Origin of the sequence: Arthrobacter sp. NPDC080073 (assembly GCF_040686575.1) — a bacterium.
In the GTDB taxonomy this organism is placed as follows: Bacteria; Actinomycetota; Actinomycetes; order Actinomycetales; family Micrococcaceae; genus Arthrobacter.
This window is the reverse complement of sequence record NZ_JBFBKR010000008.1, coordinates 159,571-175,723: the sequence shown is the minus strand read 5'-3', so window position 1 is coordinate 175,723 and position 16,153 is coordinate 159,571. Positions and strand designations below refer to the sequence as shown.

Genomic DNA, 16,153 nt, shown 5'->3' with positions numbered 1-16,153 from the left:
AATCTACCGCCGTCGGAGCGAACGCGACAGGTCTTGCGGAATCCTCCGATAGCGCCTAGGCCCGCACGGCCTCGAGTTCGTTCGCGATCCGGTGATCGAGTTCTCCGACGCCTAGGGTGTTCGAGCCGCCGTGCGAGCGCAAGAACAGCAGGGTTTCGAGCCGGAGCAGTCGCCATTCACGCTCGGCGTCGCGGTTGCCGTTGTCGATGGAGCGGAAGATTTCCTTGTCGTACAGGTTCGGTTCATTGAGCCCGCGCTGCCGGACCTTGGCGGCGATCCGGGCCTTGAACGGGTCCGTCTCCACGGTGTCCGGCGCTTGCAGGAGTTGATCGTAGACTTCCGCGCGTTCCGTTTGGCCGAGCTCACGGCAAATGAAGCTGGAAAGGGCGAGGGAACGCTCCACCGACATCCACCGGTCGCGGTTTCCGTCGTAGGGGAGCACATTGAGAATATCGGCCACCGCGAGGGCGTGGTCCGGATCCCGCAGCTCGATGAAAAGATCGTGGGCCAGGTCGCTCAGATCCCGCAAGCAGCTTCCCGACTTCGTATTGATGCCCTTCACGAGGCGTTCACTCAACACCGCGACGCCGTTCCTTCCGGGGTGCGCTTCGGCAGCTGCGGCCACGACGTCCTCGGGCGAGCCTGTCGGTTCGGGGATCAGCGCGAGCTGCGCGGGATCCGGCGCCGAGGGCACAAGAGGTCCGCTCACAGTCGGTGCCACCGGGGGCAAAGGAGGTACGACGACGGCGGGAACAGCTTCCGCGGGCTCGTCGCCGTCGGGCTCGTCGCCGCCGTCGGGCTCGCCGCCGCCGGGGGAGCTAACGCCGTCGGGCTCGCCGCCGTCGGGAATGACGACCGCTTCGCCCACCGGAACGCTGGACCCGATCGCGATCCGCACTTTCCCGCCGTCGAGCGTGGTCACCAGGATGAGTGCGGGCGCGCCAAAGTCGTCGTGTTCGAGCTCGATGTGCGTGATTTGCTCTGCGGGACCATCCCCGGGGAGGTACAGATAGTCCCCGATTTGCAGGGCCCCAGCCTGCTTTTCACGGTATTGCTGGTCGGCTGGGCTGTGAGTCATCGCCAAATCCTTTGGTTCTCGAGGTCCGCCCAACAGTCTATAAAACCCCACCGAGCAAATCGGGGAGGTGGCTACTGACCGCGCTGGCTACTGGCCGACGCCGGCGAAGGCCAAAGCCTGGCGGACCAGGTTGCCGCGGCCGCCGCTGAATTCCTGCTGCACGTCGTCGCTGAGGATTTCGTGCGGAGTCATCCACGTCAGCTCAAGCGCGTCCTGGCGCGGTTCGCACTCGCCCGTCACGGGGATCACGTAGACAAGGGACACGGCGTGTTGACGGTCGTCCGTGAAACCGGTTTGCGACGGCGCCGGGAAGTATTCGGCCACCGTGAACGGCACGGGACTGACGGGCAACTGGGGGAAGGCCAGGGGCCCGAGGTCCTTTTCCATGTGCCGCAACAACGCGGCCCGGATGGTTTCGCGGTACAGCACGCGGCCGGACACGAAGGAACGGACCATGGTGCCGTCGGCGTCGCCCTGCAGCAGGGTACCTACCTCGTTGACGAATCCGAGCGGATCCAGACGCACGGGAACCGCTTCCACGTAAACCATGGGGAGGCGGCCGCGGGCTTCGAAGAGGTCTTCATCGGAAAGCCAGCCGGAGTAGGGGTCAGGGGTACGAACGCTCATGGTTAAGTTCTACCCCATCCGATCCCGTTCCATGCCGTACGAATCAGAGAGCCAGGATTGCGTCGAGCGCAAACCAGGAACCCTCGCTCACCTATGAGCCCAAATCGGGCGACGCTCGCTCACGTATGCGGCCAATATCGGGATCCCTCGGCAGATGATCTGAGCGGGCGTCGGGGAAAGACCGATATTGGTGAGCGAGCGTCGGGGAAAAGGCCGATATAGGTGAGCGAGCGTCGGGGGAGGGGGGCCATATTGGTGAGCGAGCGTCGGGGGAAAGACCGATATTGGTGAGCGAGCGTCGGGGAAAAGGCCGATATAGGTGAGCGGGCGTTGGGTTACAGGGGGCGGGCCACGCTGATCGTCCCGCCGCGCGGGGGCTGGATCGTGAGAAGTGAGCCGGTCCGGGCGGCGGCGAGTCCGGCGGCGGCCAGCCGGGCCTCCAGAGCGGCGAGGTCGCCGTCGTACTCGAAGGCGAGGCCTCCCGCAGCCGTCTCCGAAGATTCCCGGACCGAGAGGATTCCGCCGTTCTTCGTGCTGAAGTCCGCGGACGTCGCGGAAGCATGCCGCGGCCGCGCACCGATGTTGCCCACCTCCTGCGCGGCCCCGGGCACATCCGGCGTGAGCCAGATCCCGACGACGGCGAGCGCCGGATCCGCTTCGGGGCTGGTGGTGCGGCTGCGAGCCTTATCGGCAAGGAACGCGAAGCCGTCCTGGGCGGTGACGCGCACGGCCTGCCCGTGATCGGCGTCGAACAGTTCGGCATGGGTCCCGTCCGCGACGGTTCGTCGGGCGAATTCGGCCAGGTCACCGACCTCGACGCCGAATACCGTAGTGCCGTCGTCGGGCGAGCCAGGGGACACACGGTGCAAGGCGACCCGGCCCGAGCCGGCGTCGAACTCTACCCAATCGCCGTGGTCCTCGACGCACACGAGGCCCAGCGTTGTAAGAAGGTGTTTCCAGGCAGCGATGTCGGACGTGAACTGGATGGGGCGGACGCGCAGCATGGATCCTCCGGTACGCGAATCAGGGCAAGGTGCTTTCGCCTCAGCCTATCGGGCACCAGAATGGGGCCATGGCTGTTGAACTTGAGGAACTGATCGTCAAAGACGCTGCCGAATGGCGGTCCTGGCTCGAAAAGAACGGCGCCGACAGTCCAGGCGTCTGGCTCGTGCTGCACAAAAAGGGCGGCAACGTGACGGAACTCGATTATGCCGCTGCCTTGGATGAGGCCCTTTGTTTCGGTTGGATCGACGGCCAAGGCAGACGGCGCGACGACGAAAGCGTCTTCCAGCGCATGACCCGCCGCGGCCCCAAGAGCCCATGGTCCAAACGGAACGTGGGGCATATTGCCCGTTTGGAAGCTGAGGGCAAGATGACCCCTGCCGGATGGGCCGCCGTCGACAGTGCCAAGGCGGACGGGCGTTGGGAGTCTGCCTACGTGGGCCAAGCGGACGCGGAAGTTCCGGAGGACCTCGCTGCCGCAATCGCAGCGGTTCCCGAAGCCCAGGCGATGTTCGATGTGCTGTCGTCGGTCAACCGCTATGCCCTGATCTACCGGACCAACTCGGTGAAGAAGGCGGAGACGCGGGCCAGGAAGATCGCTGGTTTTGTCGAGATGCTGGCGCGGCAGGAGACCCCGTATCCGCAGAAGAATAAGCCCGCGCCTGTTGGGGAGTAGCCTTACCCGGGCTTCTCACGCGACAGGTCGACGATCCAGCCTGGGGTGTCTACCCCGAGCCGCCGGTCAAGCAAGACCCTGGCCTTTGCTGCGGCGATCTGCACCTTGCGGTCTTCAGGGCTCACCAAGGCGGGACGCTGTGAAGGGCCAACGGCACGGGTTTCGGACGCCGTGGCGGCTGCAAGGAGCTCATCCTCAGTGCCGACTTTGAGGAGCGCTAGTTCCTCACGCGACGCGAGCTCGCTTTGGCCCAGAATCTCGATGGCTTTCTGACCCATTTCAGCCTCGGAACGGCTGCGGGACAGGGACGCATCCAGCGCCCATTGAGCACGGCGCCACCACTCGGACCTGTTATCCGCCCGCGCCTTCTGCCGCAAGGACAGGAGGCCTACGATCGCGGCAACGATCGCCGCGGCAAGGACGGCGAGCGGGCTGAGCGCGCCAAGGATTTGCCACCATTCCGCCGGCGGAGCGACGACGGTGACAGGCAACGGACTCGGGGACGGGTTCACAGCTCCAGACTAGGCCCCGGCACTGACAATTTCCGGACGCGCGCGGCGGCTTCGAGCATCATCCACGCCTGCAGTTGGGTGGAGAGTTCGACGGCGGTGCCGGCCGGGTACGTTTGGGCGGCCGGACGCTGTAGTTCCGCCGAGAACACGAACCAGCCGTCGTCGTACGTTGCCGAAGTCCCATGGACCGCGTCGGTGCGCACGGTCCGCCCCTCCCACAGCGCTTCCGCGGTCTCGAACACCAATTGGCCGGCGGTAGCGCGGGTTGGCGCGGGCAAGCGAACGTCCCCGGCGGCGAGGGCCAGGTAACGGACGAGGATTCCGGTGAAGAGTCCGCCGTCGCCGGTGCCTTCGCCGCGAAGAACGAGCCTCCCCTCAGTGTCAGGCCCACCGACGGTCAGGTGCTCGGACACCGAGCCCACCAAGGCGGCCGCGCGTGCCAGGTTCGCATCTCCACCCAACTCCAACAAGGCGCCGAGCACCGGGCCCTGGTTGTAGGTGTAGATCTCCCGTGCCAGGACGAGTTTTCCCTCCTGGATCCGGGCGCCGTCGAGGTACAGGCCCGTGGTGGGGTCGAAGAGCGTGGCGTCGAGCCAGTCCAGGAGCCGTTGGGCCTGCTCCCGCTTGCCGGTCCGCGCGAAGTACAGGGCCACCGGGGCTGTGGCGGGGGTGTTCTTGAAGTCGCGTGTGGTGCTCCAGTAGGTGCCGCCGCCCATATCGTCCGTGGAGGCCGACTCGAACTGCCGGGAGAGGCTTCTCTGCAACCGGGCGTTGCGTCGCCGGCCGGGCAGGTGCGCCTTTTCGGCCAGGGCGTCCAAGCGCAGGACGGCGAGGGCGAGCCATGCCATGTCGTCGTAGTACCTGTTCACGTAGCGAAGGAAATTGCGCAAGCGGACGGTGGTGACCAGGCGTGAAGCGAGCCGGCCCGCGCTCGGGCGATCACCGCCGTCGAACCTTGCTCCCGAGGCCAGTTCGCGAAACCCGGCGTCCACGAGGCAATCGACGTAGTGCGCCTGCCACCAGTAGTTCCACGGCTGACCCGGAAAACGGCTGGAGGGCCGGGTCGACGCTGCGAGGTGGGTTCCGGGAAGGAAGAGGAAGCGCCGTCCGAAATGCCGGGTCACCGTACGCGCGGCGCGGTCGGCTCGCGCGGCCCAATCGGGCGTTCCGGAGGTGCCGGGCGTTGCGTCGGGGGCGGACATGCTGCCAGCCTAGCGCCGCGCACTTGGCCGCAGGACCCTCCCCGGTGCACAATCAAAGTGATTCAGTTAACATTCATTAACGGATTTTGGTTCTGCATCGAGGAGGATGGATGGACATCAAGGGCGCAGTTGCGCTGATAACCGGCGGGGCTTCGGGACTGGGGGCCGCAACAGCAAGGCGATTGCTCGACGCCGGAGCATCGGTAGTGCTGCTTGACCTCCACTCCTCTCCCGGAGAGGCGCTCGCTGCAGAGCTCAACGCCTCGGGAGCCGGCGGCAGGGCCGTGTTTGTGCCCGCCGACGTCACCAATGAAGAGCAAGTGCAGTCCGCTGTCGACGCCGCGGTCGCGCTGGGTCCGCTCCGGATCCTGGTCAACTGCGCCGGCGTCGCTACCCCGGGCAAAGTGCTCGGCAAGGACGGCGTGCTCCCGCTCGAGAACTTCAACAGGGTCATCCAGATCAACCTCGTGGGCACATTCAACGTGATCCGCCTGGCTGCCGCCGCGATGGCCCGGAACGAGCCCGCGTTTACCGAACTCGGCGGGGAGGAACGCGGCGTCATCATCAACACGGCCTCCGTGGCAGCTTTCGACGGCCAGATCGGGCAGCCTGCGTATGCAGCGTCCAAGGGAGCCGTGGCCGCGATGACCTTGCCCCTGGCCCGTGAATTTGCGCGCTCGCTGGTGCGTGTCATGGCCATCGCGCCAGGCATTTTCGAAACCCCCATGCTGGCAGGATTGCCCCAGGATGCGCAGCTCTCCCTTGGCCAGCAGGTACCGCACCCCGCACGTCTTGGCCGTCCTGCCGAGTACGCCAACCTCGTGGCGCACATCGTGGAAAACGCCATGCTCAACGGCGAAACCATCCGCCTCGACGGTGCCATCCGGATGGCACCGAAATGAGCCAGCCGCACAAGCTGGCGGCCGCCGTCGGGCCGGCTGCCGGGTCCCTGCCCTCCCTGACTGACTCCTTGCCTGGTTCTCTGCCTAATTCTTTGCCTGATTCTCTGCCTTCGGCCGACTTTTTCGATTTCGAATCGCTCCTCAGCGTCCAGGAACAGCGCAAGCTCAACGAGCTCCGGGAATTCCTGGCCACGGAAATCGCGCCCTACGCCAAGGACTGGTGGGATAAAGCCGAGTTCCCGGCGCACATCCTGCCCAAGCTCGCGGCGCTTCGCCTGAGCACCCCCACGCACCGCGGTTACAGCAACCTGTTCGCCGGGTTGGTGATCGCGGAAATGACCCGCGTTGACACCTCCATTGCCACGTTCTTCATGGTCCACCACGACCTTTTCATCGAGGCGCTCTACGAGTTCGGCTCCAAGGACCAGCAGGACCGCTACCTGGACGATGCCTCCAACCTCCGGACCACCGGAGCGTTTGCGCTCACGGAGCCGGATCACGGTTCCGACGTAGCCGGCGGCCTGCAGACGGTGGCCCGCCGGGTCAGCGCGGGAGCCGACGACGGCGGCGACTACTGGGTGCTGAACGGCGCGAAGCGCTGGATCGGCAACGGGACGTTCTGCGATCACATGCTGGTCTGGGCCCGGGACGAAGCTGACGGCGCCGTCCGAGGCTTCATCGTGGACGCCACCCTGCCCGGGGTGACGCGCACGAAGATCGAGAACAAGATCGCCTTGCGAACGGTGCAAAACGCCGACATTATCCTCAAGGACGTCCGGATTTCCGAGGCGGATCGCTTTTCCGGGATCAACAGTTTCGCCGACACCAACCACCTGCTGCGAGGGTCCAGGCTCATGGTGGCCTGGCAGGCCGTGGGGCAGCAGCTGGCGGCGTTCGACGTCGCCCGGAAGTACGCCCTCGAACGCCAGCAGTTCGGCCGGCCGCTGGCGAAGTTCCAGCTCATCCAGCAGCAACTAGTGGACATGCTCGGAAATGCCGTGGCCAGCATGGGCATGATGGTGCGGATCGCCCAGCTGCAGGAGGATATCTACACGGACAGCAAGGGAGTGCGGCACGGCGGAGCCCAAATGGCCCAAGTGGCCCTCGCCAAGGCGTACTGCAGCGCCCGGATGCGCGAAACCGTGGCGATGGGCCGGTCCATCCTGGGCGGGAACGGCATAGTGACCGATTATCGGATGGCCAAGATCTTTGCCGATGCCGAGGCGATCTACACCTACGAAGGATCATTCGAGATCAACTCGCTCATCGTGGGCCGGGCCGTGACCGGGGTTTCCGCGATCGTTTGAGGAGCTTGAAGCGCGGCGATGGGAAACAAGCCCCGGTCTGAGTCCGAGGATGCCTCAGCTCCCGGACAATTGGTCCTCCAGATTGAAGATTTCCGTGAGTTGGACGAAGCCTTGGTCCGGCGCCCTCGCGTCGTCGTCGAACAGGAGCGCCATTTCCGCCTGCCAACGGGCATTCACGTCGGTCAAGGCCATTCGGGCACGTGCAGCGTCGAAATCGTCGCATTCCACGTATCCCACCAGCAGCCCGTCGTCGGCCAGGAACAACGAATAATTGTTCCAGCCGGCCGCCTTGAGTTCACGGAGCATCTCCGGCCAAACGGCCGCGTGCCGGCGTCGATACTCGGGAATCTGGCTGGGCTTGACCGAGGAACGGAAGCAGACGCGCATGGGGATTTTCTCCTCTTCTGTGAATCGTTTCATTCAAGGGCCGCGATTTTCCGCATAATCGCTTGGGTTACCGGGCACCGCTCCGGAGTTGGCGGTACTCCTCGCGGGCAACCGGCGTCGCGTCCGCCGTGCCTAGTTGGTTGAGGGGGATGCGGTAGGTTTCACGGGCCGACCAGGCGGCAACGGCCCCGACCACACAGATTCCGAAACAGATGGACCCGATGACGAGCGGGACATTCGCCGATCCCGGCGGGGCGATTGCCGTGAAGATGCTCGGAAGGAACGCGGTGATGACGAGGCCGATGTTCTGCGAGATGGCGAATCCCGTGACGCGGGTGCGGGCGGGGAAGAGCTCCTGGAAGAAGCTGGCGAAGGTTGCATTCCAGACCTGGTACAGCGTGCCCCACATGATGATCGAGAGGACCATCGTGAGCAGTACGTTGTTCTGGCTCACCGCGTACAGGTAGGCGTAGGCCAGCACGCCCGAGCTCAACGAGCCGAAGATCATCAATGGCCGGCGGCCGAACCGATCCGACAGATCTCCGAACAAGGGGATCAGGGCGAGTGCGACGACGTTGGCCAGGACCGGGATCCAGAGGTAGACAGTAGTGCTCATCCCGACGCCGTAACCGGGCTGGGTGGCGTATGCTGCACCGAAGACTGCGACGGTGACGCCGACGACGTTGACCAAGGTCATGCAGACTGCCCGGACCACGTCCAGACCGCTTTCCCGCAGAACGCGGACGATCGGCATCTTCGGGATCTCCTGGTGCGCCTTTTCCTCAGTAAAGATGGGTGTTTCTTCGACACGGCGGCGGATCATGTACCCGGCGAACACCACGAGGGCGCTAAGGAGGAACGGAATGCGCCAGCCCCAGGATTTGAACGCTTCATTGGAGAGCGCGGCGGAGAGCGGGAGGAAGACGGCCGCGGCGATGATCTGTCCGGCCTGGGTGCCTTGGAGTGCGAAGCTTGCGTAGAAGCCCCGACGACCGAAGGGTGCGTGCTCCACGATCATGGCGCTGGCGCCGCTCAGCTCGCCGGCCACCGCGAAGCCCTGGATGAGCCGGACGGCAACCAGGAGGACGGGTGCCAGAAGCCCAACCTGGCCATAGGTCGGCAACAAAGCGACGGCGAAGGTCGATGCGCCCATCATCAACATGGCGAGGACCAGGACGTTCTTCCGGCCGTGCTTGTCGCCCCATTGTCCCAGGACGAAGGCGCCAATCGGGCGAGCCACATAGCCCACGGCGTATGTGCCGAGCGAAGCGATCAGCGCAACGGTCGGGTTTCCCGCGGGGAAGAAGACGCCCGGGAAGACGAGCGCGGCGGCCTGCGCGTAGATGAACCAGTCGTAGTACTCAAGAGCGCTGCCGATCCACCCGCTGGCTGCCGCTTTCCTCGTGGTGCTGGACGGTCGCGGTCCGGTTGAACTTCGCTGCCTGCTCGCGTCGATCTTCATATTGTCCTCCTTTGGACAAGTCGTTTGGGCCGCTGGAAGGGCCTTCCCGTCTTTGGGGCTGGTTTCCAGCAGGAGGGCGGCGCCTCGCAAGAATCGGACTGGATTTCCGCTTGGTATGCGCTTTCCCAACTGGTAAGCGCTTTCCATGAGACACCCGCGCAGCCCCGCTGTCAAGGGGAAATTGTTGTGCCGGTCACACCCGACCCTCCGGAATTGTCCTTACGACGAGGGGGCCGCTCCGGTGCTGCGTCGCAGCACAACCGCGCCCCTGACGGAGGAATGGGTGCTGGGCTCCTCGCCGGCCTCCCGCTCGCTGGAGCTTCCAAGCGCCGCGAGCTTGCCGATCTCCTCAAGGGGCAGATGGACCGTTGAAAGTGCCGGGCGGAAGTCGCGCAAGGTTTCAATGTCATCGAATCCTGCAATCAGTGCGTCGCGGGGGATCCTCAAGCCCTGGGAGCGGAGCGCTGCCACTGCGCCGATGGCCATCACGTCGTTCGCCGCAAAAATGCAGAGCCGGGCCCCGGGGGCGCCCGCCGACCGTGCGGGCCCAGCTGATCGCTCAGCGCCCGCCGATTGTCCGGCTTTGATCCGGGCAGCGAGCTGGAGTCCGGCTTCATAGCCTCCCTCGCGGTCGAATCCGCTGCGGATCACCTCGGCCGGCGGGCGTCCGACGTCGGCCAGACCTCGCTGGAATCCTCGGATGCGGTCATCTGATGTCAGCCGTCCTTCAGGGCCGCCGATGATGACGAAGTCGCCTTGGTTGCCGGCTGCAAGTTTGGCGGCGAGCTCTGCGGCCAGTTCTTCGTTCGGAACCGAAACCACGTGGTAGCCGTCCGTATGGGAGGCTCCGACGATGCCGTGGCCCACGACGCCGACCTTGCCGCCATTGCGGCAATACCGGTCGAGCTCAGCGGCCAGTTCTGCGTTGTCGTCCTTGTCGCCGGGCTGGGTCGATCGCGATCCCGCTATCACGATGGAGTCCGCCCTGCGCGCGGCGAAGGCTGCGACGGCGGCCCGTTCGTCAGCGGGTGTGCCCTCGGTGGTGGCCAGGAGAACCATCTTGTGCTGTTCCCGCGCCGCAGCCTGGACGCCGCGGGCTATGGCCGAGAAGTAGGGGTCGGCGATGTCGTGCACAATCAGCCCGATCAACCCGGAGCGCGCCTTAGCGAGGCCCTGGGCCTGGGCATTCGCGATGTAGCCGAGGGTGTCAGCCGCCTGCCGGACGCGCTCGGCGATCTCCGGTGCAGGCGTCCTGGTGGATCCATTGAGAACCCGGGAGGCCGTGGCGGGGGAGACGCCGGCCAGTTTGGCCACTTCGGACAGCGTGCTTGCAGTCACGGACAACTCCTCTTCAAAGCCTCAGTCTCGGGCACTTTCAGCAACATCCGATTATTGCAGTCCTAACCAGCCTCGGGAAAGCGATTGCCAGGCCGGGAGTGGCGTGTCATCATGAATGCATTGGGAATGCGCTTTCCCACTTCATTTACTTCCATTGAAGAGGACTCATGGGCACCAATTCTGTTACAGCAACAAAGACGATCCGCATCGCCATGAACGGCATCACCGGGCGGATGGGCTACCGCCAGCACCTGCTGCGTTCCATCCTCCCCATCCGGGACGCCGGGGGCTTCACCTTGGCAGACGGCACCCGCGTCCAGGTTGAACCGATCCTGGTGGGCCGCAACGAAGCGAAAATCCGGGAACTCGCCGAACTCCACAAAGTCTCCGAGTGGTCCACCGACCTCGACGCAGTCATCAACGACCCCACGGTGGACGTCGTCTTCGATGCGTCGATGACCAGCCTCCGTGCGGCAACGCTGAAGAAGGCAATGCGCGCCGGGAAACACATTTTTACTGAGAAGCCGACGGCGGAGACGCTGGAGGAAGCGATCGAACTGGCCCGCATCGGCAAGGAAGCCGGCGTGACCGCGGGCGTCGTGCACGACAAGCTCTACCTCCCGGGCCTGGTCAAGCTGCGCCGCTTGGTGGACGAAGGCTTCTTCGGCCGCATCCTCTCCATCCGCGGCGAGTTCGGCTACTGGGTGTTCGAAGGCGACATCCAGGCCGCGCAGCGCCCGTCCTGGAACTACCGCAAGGAAGACGGCGGCGGCATGACAACGGACATGTTCTGCCACTGGAACTACGTCCTGGAAGGCATCATCGGCAAGGTCAAGAGCGTCAACGCCAAGACCGCCACCCACATCCCGGCCCGCTGGGACGAACAAGGCAAGGAATACAAGGCCACGGCCGACGACGCGTCCTACGGCATCTTCGAGCTCGAAACCCCGGGCGGGGACGAAGTCATCGGCCAGATCAATTCCTCCTGGGCCGTCCGCGTCTACCGCGACGAACTCGTGGAGTTCCAGATCGACGGCACGCACGGTTCCGCCGTCGCGGGCTTGAACAAGTGCGTTGCGCAGCAGCGCGCCCACACGCCCAAGCCCGTGTGGAATCCGGACCTGCCCGTCACGGAGTCCTTCCGCAGCCAATGGCTGGAAGTGCCCGCCAACGCCGATCTGGACAACGGCTTCAAGCTGCAGTGGGAAGAATTCCTGCGCGACGTGGTGGCCGGCCGCGAGCACCGCTTCGGCCTCCTTTCCGCAGCCCGCGGCGTGCAGCTCGCCGAGCTCGGCCTGCAGTCCAACGACGAGCGCCGCACCATCGATATCCCGGAGATTGTGCTCTGATGACTTCCCTTCTCCTCCCAAACCCCGACGGCGGGACCCGCCTCTACAACATGCAGCCGCCCACGTCGTGGGCCAGGCCGACGGCGCCGCTGACGTCCCGGCGCGCCTACGCCGCAGCGCACGTGATTCCGGAAGCGACGGCCGACAATACCCCGGGCGCCCCGGCGCACTTGGACTGGGACGCCACGATGGCGTACCGGCACGAGCTGTGGTCCTACGGCCTGGGTGTTGCCGATGCCATGGACACGGCCCAGCGCGGCATGGGCCTGGACTGGGCCGCGACGCAGCAGCTCATCAAGCGGACCGGCGTCGAAGCGGCCTCCGTGGTGGCGTCCTGCAACGCCGCCACCGCCGGAAAGACCGTCCAAGACCTTGTGTCCTGCGGCGCCGGAACCGACCAGCTGGACCTCGGCTCTGTTCCCGACGGTCCCGCCGGCATCAAAGCCGTGCTGGACGCGTACCGTGAGCAGATCGCCGTCGTGAGCGAAGCCGGACCGAAGGTCATCATCATGGCGTCCCGGGCACTGGCCAAAGTGGCAACCAGCCCGGAGGACTACCTGCACGTCTACTCCACGCTCCTGAGCGAAGTTGACCAGCCCGTCATCCTGCACTGGCTCGGGAGGATGTTCGACCCCGCATTGGCCGGCTACTGGGGCTCGGACGACGTTGCCGAAGCAACCGAAACCTTCCTTGGCCTCATCCGCGCCCACGCGGACAAGGTGGACGGAGTGAAGGTCTCGCTGCTCGACGCTTCGCATGAAGTCGCCCTGCGCGCTGCCCTGCCGGACGGCGTCCGCCTCTACACCGGTGACGATTTCAACTACCCCGAACTGATCGACGGCGACGGCGCCCGCCACTCGGACGCACTGCTGGGCATCTTCGCCGCGATCTATCCGGCCGCCTCGGTGGCGTTGCAGAAGTACGACGCTGGCGACGCTGCGGACGCGCGGGCCATCCTGGACTCCACCCGCGAACTGGGCAAGCACATCTTCAGCGCCCCCACGTTCTACTACAAGACCGGGATCGCCTTCATGTCGTGGCTCAACGGAAAGCAGGCCGGATTCCAGATGGTCGGCGGACTGCATTCCGGCCGCTCCGTGGTCCACCTGGCACGCACATTCGAACTCGCCGACCAGGCCGGGCTCCTGCGGGACCCCGCGCTGGCCGCCTTCCGGATGTCCGACTACCTTCGCATAAACGGAGTCGGCGCATGAGCGGCTTTTCGCGGTTGTCACTGAACAGGCTTTCCTTGAACACTGCCACCACGAAGAAATGGACGCTGGCCCAGGCAGTGGACGGTTGTGTCCGGGCCGGAATTCCGGCGATCGGGCCGTGGCGGGACGTCGTCGCCGATGCGGGCCTGGACAAGGCCGCCAAACTGATCAAGGACGCCGGACTTCGCGTCTCGTCCCTCTGCCGGGGCGGCTTCCTCACGGCGGCCGACGCCGAAGGGCGGGCAGCTGCGCTGGCGGACAACCGGGCGGCCATCCTGGAAGCCGTCGCGCTGGATACGCAGGAGCTCTTCCTGGTGGTCGGCGGCCTCGCGCCCGGGGAGAAGGACGTCGTCGCAGCCCGCCAGCGCGTGGCCGACCGTCTCGAGGACCTGGTGCCCTTCGCCGTCGAGCATGGCGTCCGCCTGGTGCTCGAGCCCTTGCACCCGATGTACGCGGCAGATCGTGCGCTCATTTCCACGCTTGGCCAGGCACTCGACCTCGCCGCGCCGTACGACGCAAGGGCCGTCGGCGTCGCCGTCGACACCTTCCACGTCTGGTGGGATCCGGAACTGAAGCAGCAGATCCAGCGGGCCGGCCGGGAAAACCGGATCGCCTCCTACCAGGTGTGCGATTTCAACCTCCCCATCGCCGCCGACGCCCTGCTCTCCCGCGGCATGATGGGCGACGGCGTGATCGACTTCCCGACGATCGGCACCTGGGTGAGGGACGCCGGCTACACCGGCGACATCGAAGTGGAAATCTTCAACCAGGACATCTGGGACGCCGACGGCGACTCGGTCCTGGACACCATGAAGCAGCGCTATGCAGAGCTAGTGCTGCCCTACGCCTAGACACTGAACACAAGAAAGGCGGGGCGCGCTTTGCGTGCCCCGCCTTTCTCCGTGCCTACTCGTTGGCGGAGGACCGGCTTGCGGTCAGCTCGGCGGCCTCGGCCGGAGACAGCTTGGCGTCGACGATCCACACGGTGAAGGTGCGGACCAAGGAGTCGCCTGCGGCAAGCTCCACCGGCCGGTCCCAGGCGAGGGCCGAACCCACTGCGGGATAGTCCGCCTGCCGCACGAACCAGGGATCCAGTGCCTCAGTCGGGGCGGCGAACACCAAAGTGGCGGGGCCTTCGGGGAAGTCCGCGGCCCAGGCCAGCCACGGCGACGCCGAGCCGTGGACTGCGGGTTCACCGCGACCTTCCAGCGTGAAGACTTCTGCGGCGGTGCACCCAGGCAGGCGCCAGAAGAAGCCGCCGTAGCCGCTTCCGGGGGCGCCGTTGGAACCGGGGCCGCCCAGCGAGGAGTCGACGACGGCGGTCAGTTCCGTTCGTAGCTCGAGTTGCCACGTGCGGCGGTCAACCAGCCGGGAGCCGGTGGTGCGGCGTTCGCGGAGCAGCTCAGTACTGTCCGGTGCCTGCCAGCTCAGTTCCTGCTCCAGCAGGCCTGCCCCGGACTGTACGGACCGTTCGATGATGCGGCCGTGGTCCTGCCGTTCTTCGTAACGGCCTGCAGCGCGCGTGTAGGTCTTGCCGCCCCAGAAATTGCTGCCGTTGACGTCCTGCAACGCGAATCCCGCGCCGAGGTGCCAGGGGTGGTCCGCCGGAAGGTGGTCGGTGACCTTGACTCCGGCGAGTGTTCGGACCGGATGCAGGTAGGGTCTCGGGGAGAGCCGCGCGGCAAGGCCGGCACCGCTCTGCAGGGTTGCCAAGACGACACCGGAGTGGTCGGTGTCAACATCAGCACGGCCCGGCAGGCCCCCGTCGGGCAGCCTCAAAACCGGCCTTCCGGCGTCGACGGCTGGCCGCGCCCAAGGCAAACCGAGTTCGCTGAAGGTGGCATGCGCCGCCGTCGAGCGTTCCAGGGCGTCTTCGATTCCGTTGATCACGGCACGGGCGGCGTCGCCTTCGCCCTCCCACGTGACGTACTGCCCGGGGATCAGTGCGGGGGATTCTGCGGTGCGGATGGCTTCCAAGACCTGCATGAAGGCGCCGCTGTCCGCGAGCGGACTGATCAGCGGCGCTCCGGTTGCGAGGCCCATCGCGGAGCGCAGCTGGTGGCGATGCTCCAGCAAGTCCTCGGTGAGGTCCACCCGGCTGTATATCGTTTCGCGTTTCCCGGCGGCAGAGCTGACCGTGAGGCGGTCTTCGGTGTAGTGGAACAACGCTGTGCCCTCGCTGCCCTGCAACGTGATGTACGGTTCCACGGATTCGGCGGCGCACAGGGTGAGCGCACACGTGATCGGGAGGCCCGCGGCGGTGCGGATCCGGATCGCGGAGGTGTCGTCGGATTCGATGTCATTGGCGCGGTACAGGTCCGTTTCCACAGAGGCCAGATCGTCAACCGTCCGCGCCCCCGCGATCCTCAGCGCCGTGGCGATCGCGTGTGCCAGCGGGTTGGTTGCTACCCCGTCGACGACGTCGACGCCGTCCAGGCTGCGTTTGCCCGCCCAGCGGGAGCGTTTGTAATAGGCGCGGTCGCGCACCCAGCGTCCGGTGGCCGAGATGCCCAGAAGCGTGCCGATTTCCCCCGCCGCAAGCAGTTCCTCAATGGCCGGCAGGGCCCGGGATCCGAGGCTTTGGAAACCGACCTGGACGCTCCTGCCGGCCGCGCTGGCGGCCTCCTGCAAAAGATTGAAGTCGGCGAGGGAAGCGACCGGAGGCTTCTCGAGGTAAAGGTCTGCGTGGGGGAGCGTTGCGAGGGCGAGCTGCGCATGCGTCTGGATGGGTGTGGCCACAATGACCAGGTCCAGTGCGGGGGTTCCGGCAAGGAGTTCGTCCAGGTTGCTGAATACAGCAGTTCCGGGCGGGAGGGCGCCGGGGGTAGGCGGATTGGGATCCGCTACGGCAACAAGGCGCACGACACCGTTGGCTTGGAGTCTTTCGAGGTTCTGCAGGTGGTGCACGCCGAAGCCGTGGACCCCCACAAGGGCTACCCGGCTTGCTTCGTGGCTGGGCTGTTTGCGTTCTGCCGGGACGGGCGTGGACAGGGTGCCCATGGCTCTCCTCATCTGTCCCCGGGGGCGGGGTTGCTGACGTCGGTGTCGTTCCGAAAGCACTTGGTAAGCGCTTTCCAAGAAGAGTGTACCTTGCGTA

Annotated in this window: 15 protein-coding genes; 6 read left to right on the top strand and 9 right to left on the bottom strand. The window is 65.8% G+C overall.

The features are described 5' to 3' along the window. Positions 1 to 55 precede the first annotated feature (55 nt). From AB0O52_RS11865 to AB0O52_RS11855, 3 genes are all read right to left on the bottom strand, one after another. Positions 56 to 1,078, bottom strand: coding sequence for a DUF6707 family protein (locus AB0O52_RS11865; protein WP_364537761.1), 1,023 nt, complete (start codon positions 1,076 to 1,078; stop codon positions 56 to 58). 87 nt (positions 1,079 to 1,165) lie between these two features. Continuing rightward, on the bottom strand, positions 1,166 to 1,705 hold the full coding sequence (locus AB0O52_RS11860; protein ID WP_234759874.1) for an NUDIX hydrolase family protein: 540 nt from the start codon (positions 1,703 to 1,705) through the stop codon (positions 1,166 to 1,168). A 335-nt stretch (positions 1,706 to 2,040) separates the two neighbouring features. Beyond that, positions 2,041 to 2,709 carry a VOC family protein gene (locus tag AB0O52_RS11855; RefSeq protein WP_364537759.1) on the bottom strand — a complete coding sequence of 223 codons (669 nt, stop codon included), beginning with the start codon at positions 2,707 to 2,709 and terminating at the stop codon, positions 2,041 to 2,043. 68 nt (positions 2,710 to 2,777) lie between these two features. Here AB0O52_RS11855 and AB0O52_RS11850 point away from each other — a divergent pair, with 68 nt between their 5' ends. After that, a complete protein-coding gene (locus AB0O52_RS11850; protein ID WP_364537757.1) occupies positions 2,778 to 3,383 on the top strand; it encodes a YdeI/OmpD-associated family protein in 606 nt (201 codons plus the stop codon). Between the two features lie 2 nt (positions 3,384 to 3,385). On the opposite strand, the gene AB0O52_RS11845 is transcribed toward AB0O52_RS11850, so the two are convergent. Continuing rightward, positions 3,386 to 3,895, bottom strand: a complete 510-nt coding sequence (locus AB0O52_RS11845) for a hypothetical protein (protein ID WP_364537755.1) — start codon at positions 3,893 to 3,895, stop codon at positions 3,386 to 3,388. Then, positions 3,892 to 5,097 carry a glycoside hydrolase family 76 protein gene (locus AB0O52_RS11840; protein WP_364537753.1) on the bottom strand — a complete coding sequence of 402 codons (1,206 nt, stop codon included), beginning with the start codon at positions 5,095 to 5,097 and terminating at the stop codon, positions 3,892 to 3,894. Before AB0O52_RS11840 ends, AB0O52_RS11845 begins: the two co-directional genes overlap by 4 nt. A gap of 110 nt (positions 5,098 to 5,207) precedes the next feature. Between AB0O52_RS11840 and AB0O52_RS11835 the strand changes: the two genes are divergently transcribed. Then, positions 5,208 to 5,999, top strand: coding sequence for a 3-hydroxyacyl-CoA dehydrogenase (locus tag AB0O52_RS11835; RefSeq protein WP_364537751.1), 792 nt, complete (start codon positions 5,208 to 5,210; stop codon positions 5,997 to 5,999). Beyond that, positions 5,996 to 7,306: an acyl-CoA dehydrogenase family protein gene (locus AB0O52_RS11830; RefSeq protein ID WP_364537749.1), complete on the top strand. Its 1,311-nt coding sequence runs from the start codon at positions 5,996 to 5,998 to the stop codon at positions 7,304 to 7,306. Before AB0O52_RS11835 ends, AB0O52_RS11830 begins: the two co-directional genes overlap by 4 nt. 54 nt (positions 7,307 to 7,360) lie before the next feature. Here AB0O52_RS11830 and AB0O52_RS11825 read toward each other — a convergent pair whose 3' ends face one another. The 3 genes from AB0O52_RS11825 to AB0O52_RS11815 form a co-directional block, all read right to left on the bottom strand. Beyond that, a complete protein-coding gene (locus tag AB0O52_RS11825) occupies positions 7,361 to 7,693 on the bottom strand; it encodes an L-rhamnose mutarotase (RefSeq protein ID WP_364537788.1) in 333 nt (110 codons plus the stop codon). Between the two features lie 67 nt (positions 7,694 to 7,760). Beyond that, a complete protein-coding gene (locus AB0O52_RS11820) occupies positions 7,761 to 9,155 on the bottom strand; it encodes an MFS transporter (RefSeq protein ID WP_364537747.1) in 1,395 nt (464 codons plus the stop codon). A 219-nt stretch (positions 9,156 to 9,374) separates the two neighbouring features. After that, entirely contained in the window at positions 9,375 to 10,493 is a 1,119-nt protein-coding gene (locus AB0O52_RS11815) for a LacI family DNA-binding transcriptional regulator (RefSeq protein ID WP_364537745.1), read from the bottom strand. A gap of 167 nt (positions 10,494 to 10,660) precedes the next feature. On the opposite strand from AB0O52_RS11815, the gene AB0O52_RS11810 reads away from it, so the two are divergent. Genes AB0O52_RS11810 through AB0O52_RS11800 form a run of 3 tightly spaced genes read left to right on the top strand, consistent with a single transcriptional unit; the run spans position 10,661 to position 13,907 of the window. Next, a complete protein-coding gene (locus AB0O52_RS11810) occupies positions 10,661 to 11,842 on the top strand; it encodes a Gfo/Idh/MocA family oxidoreductase (protein ID WP_364537743.1) in 1,182 nt (393 codons plus the stop codon). Further along, positions 11,842 to 13,056: a dihydrodipicolinate synthase family protein gene (locus AB0O52_RS11805; RefSeq protein ID WP_364537741.1), complete on the top strand. Its 1,215-nt coding sequence runs from the start codon at positions 11,842 to 11,844 to the stop codon at positions 13,054 to 13,056. The genes AB0O52_RS11810 and AB0O52_RS11805 overlap by 1 nt, the downstream gene beginning before the upstream one ends. Next, positions 13,053 to 13,907, top strand: a complete 855-nt coding sequence (locus AB0O52_RS11800) for a sugar phosphate isomerase/epimerase (RefSeq protein WP_364537739.1) — start codon at positions 13,053 to 13,055, stop codon at positions 13,905 to 13,907. The genes AB0O52_RS11805 and AB0O52_RS11800 overlap by 4 nt, the downstream gene beginning before the upstream one ends. A 55-nt stretch (positions 13,908 to 13,962) precedes the next feature. On the opposite strand, the gene AB0O52_RS11795 is transcribed toward AB0O52_RS11800, so the two are convergent. Continuing rightward, a complete protein-coding gene (locus AB0O52_RS11795; RefSeq protein WP_364537737.1) occupies positions 13,963 to 16,056 on the bottom strand; it encodes a DUF6807 family protein in 2,094 nt (697 codons plus the stop codon). Positions 16,057 to 16,153 lie beyond the last annotated feature (97 nt).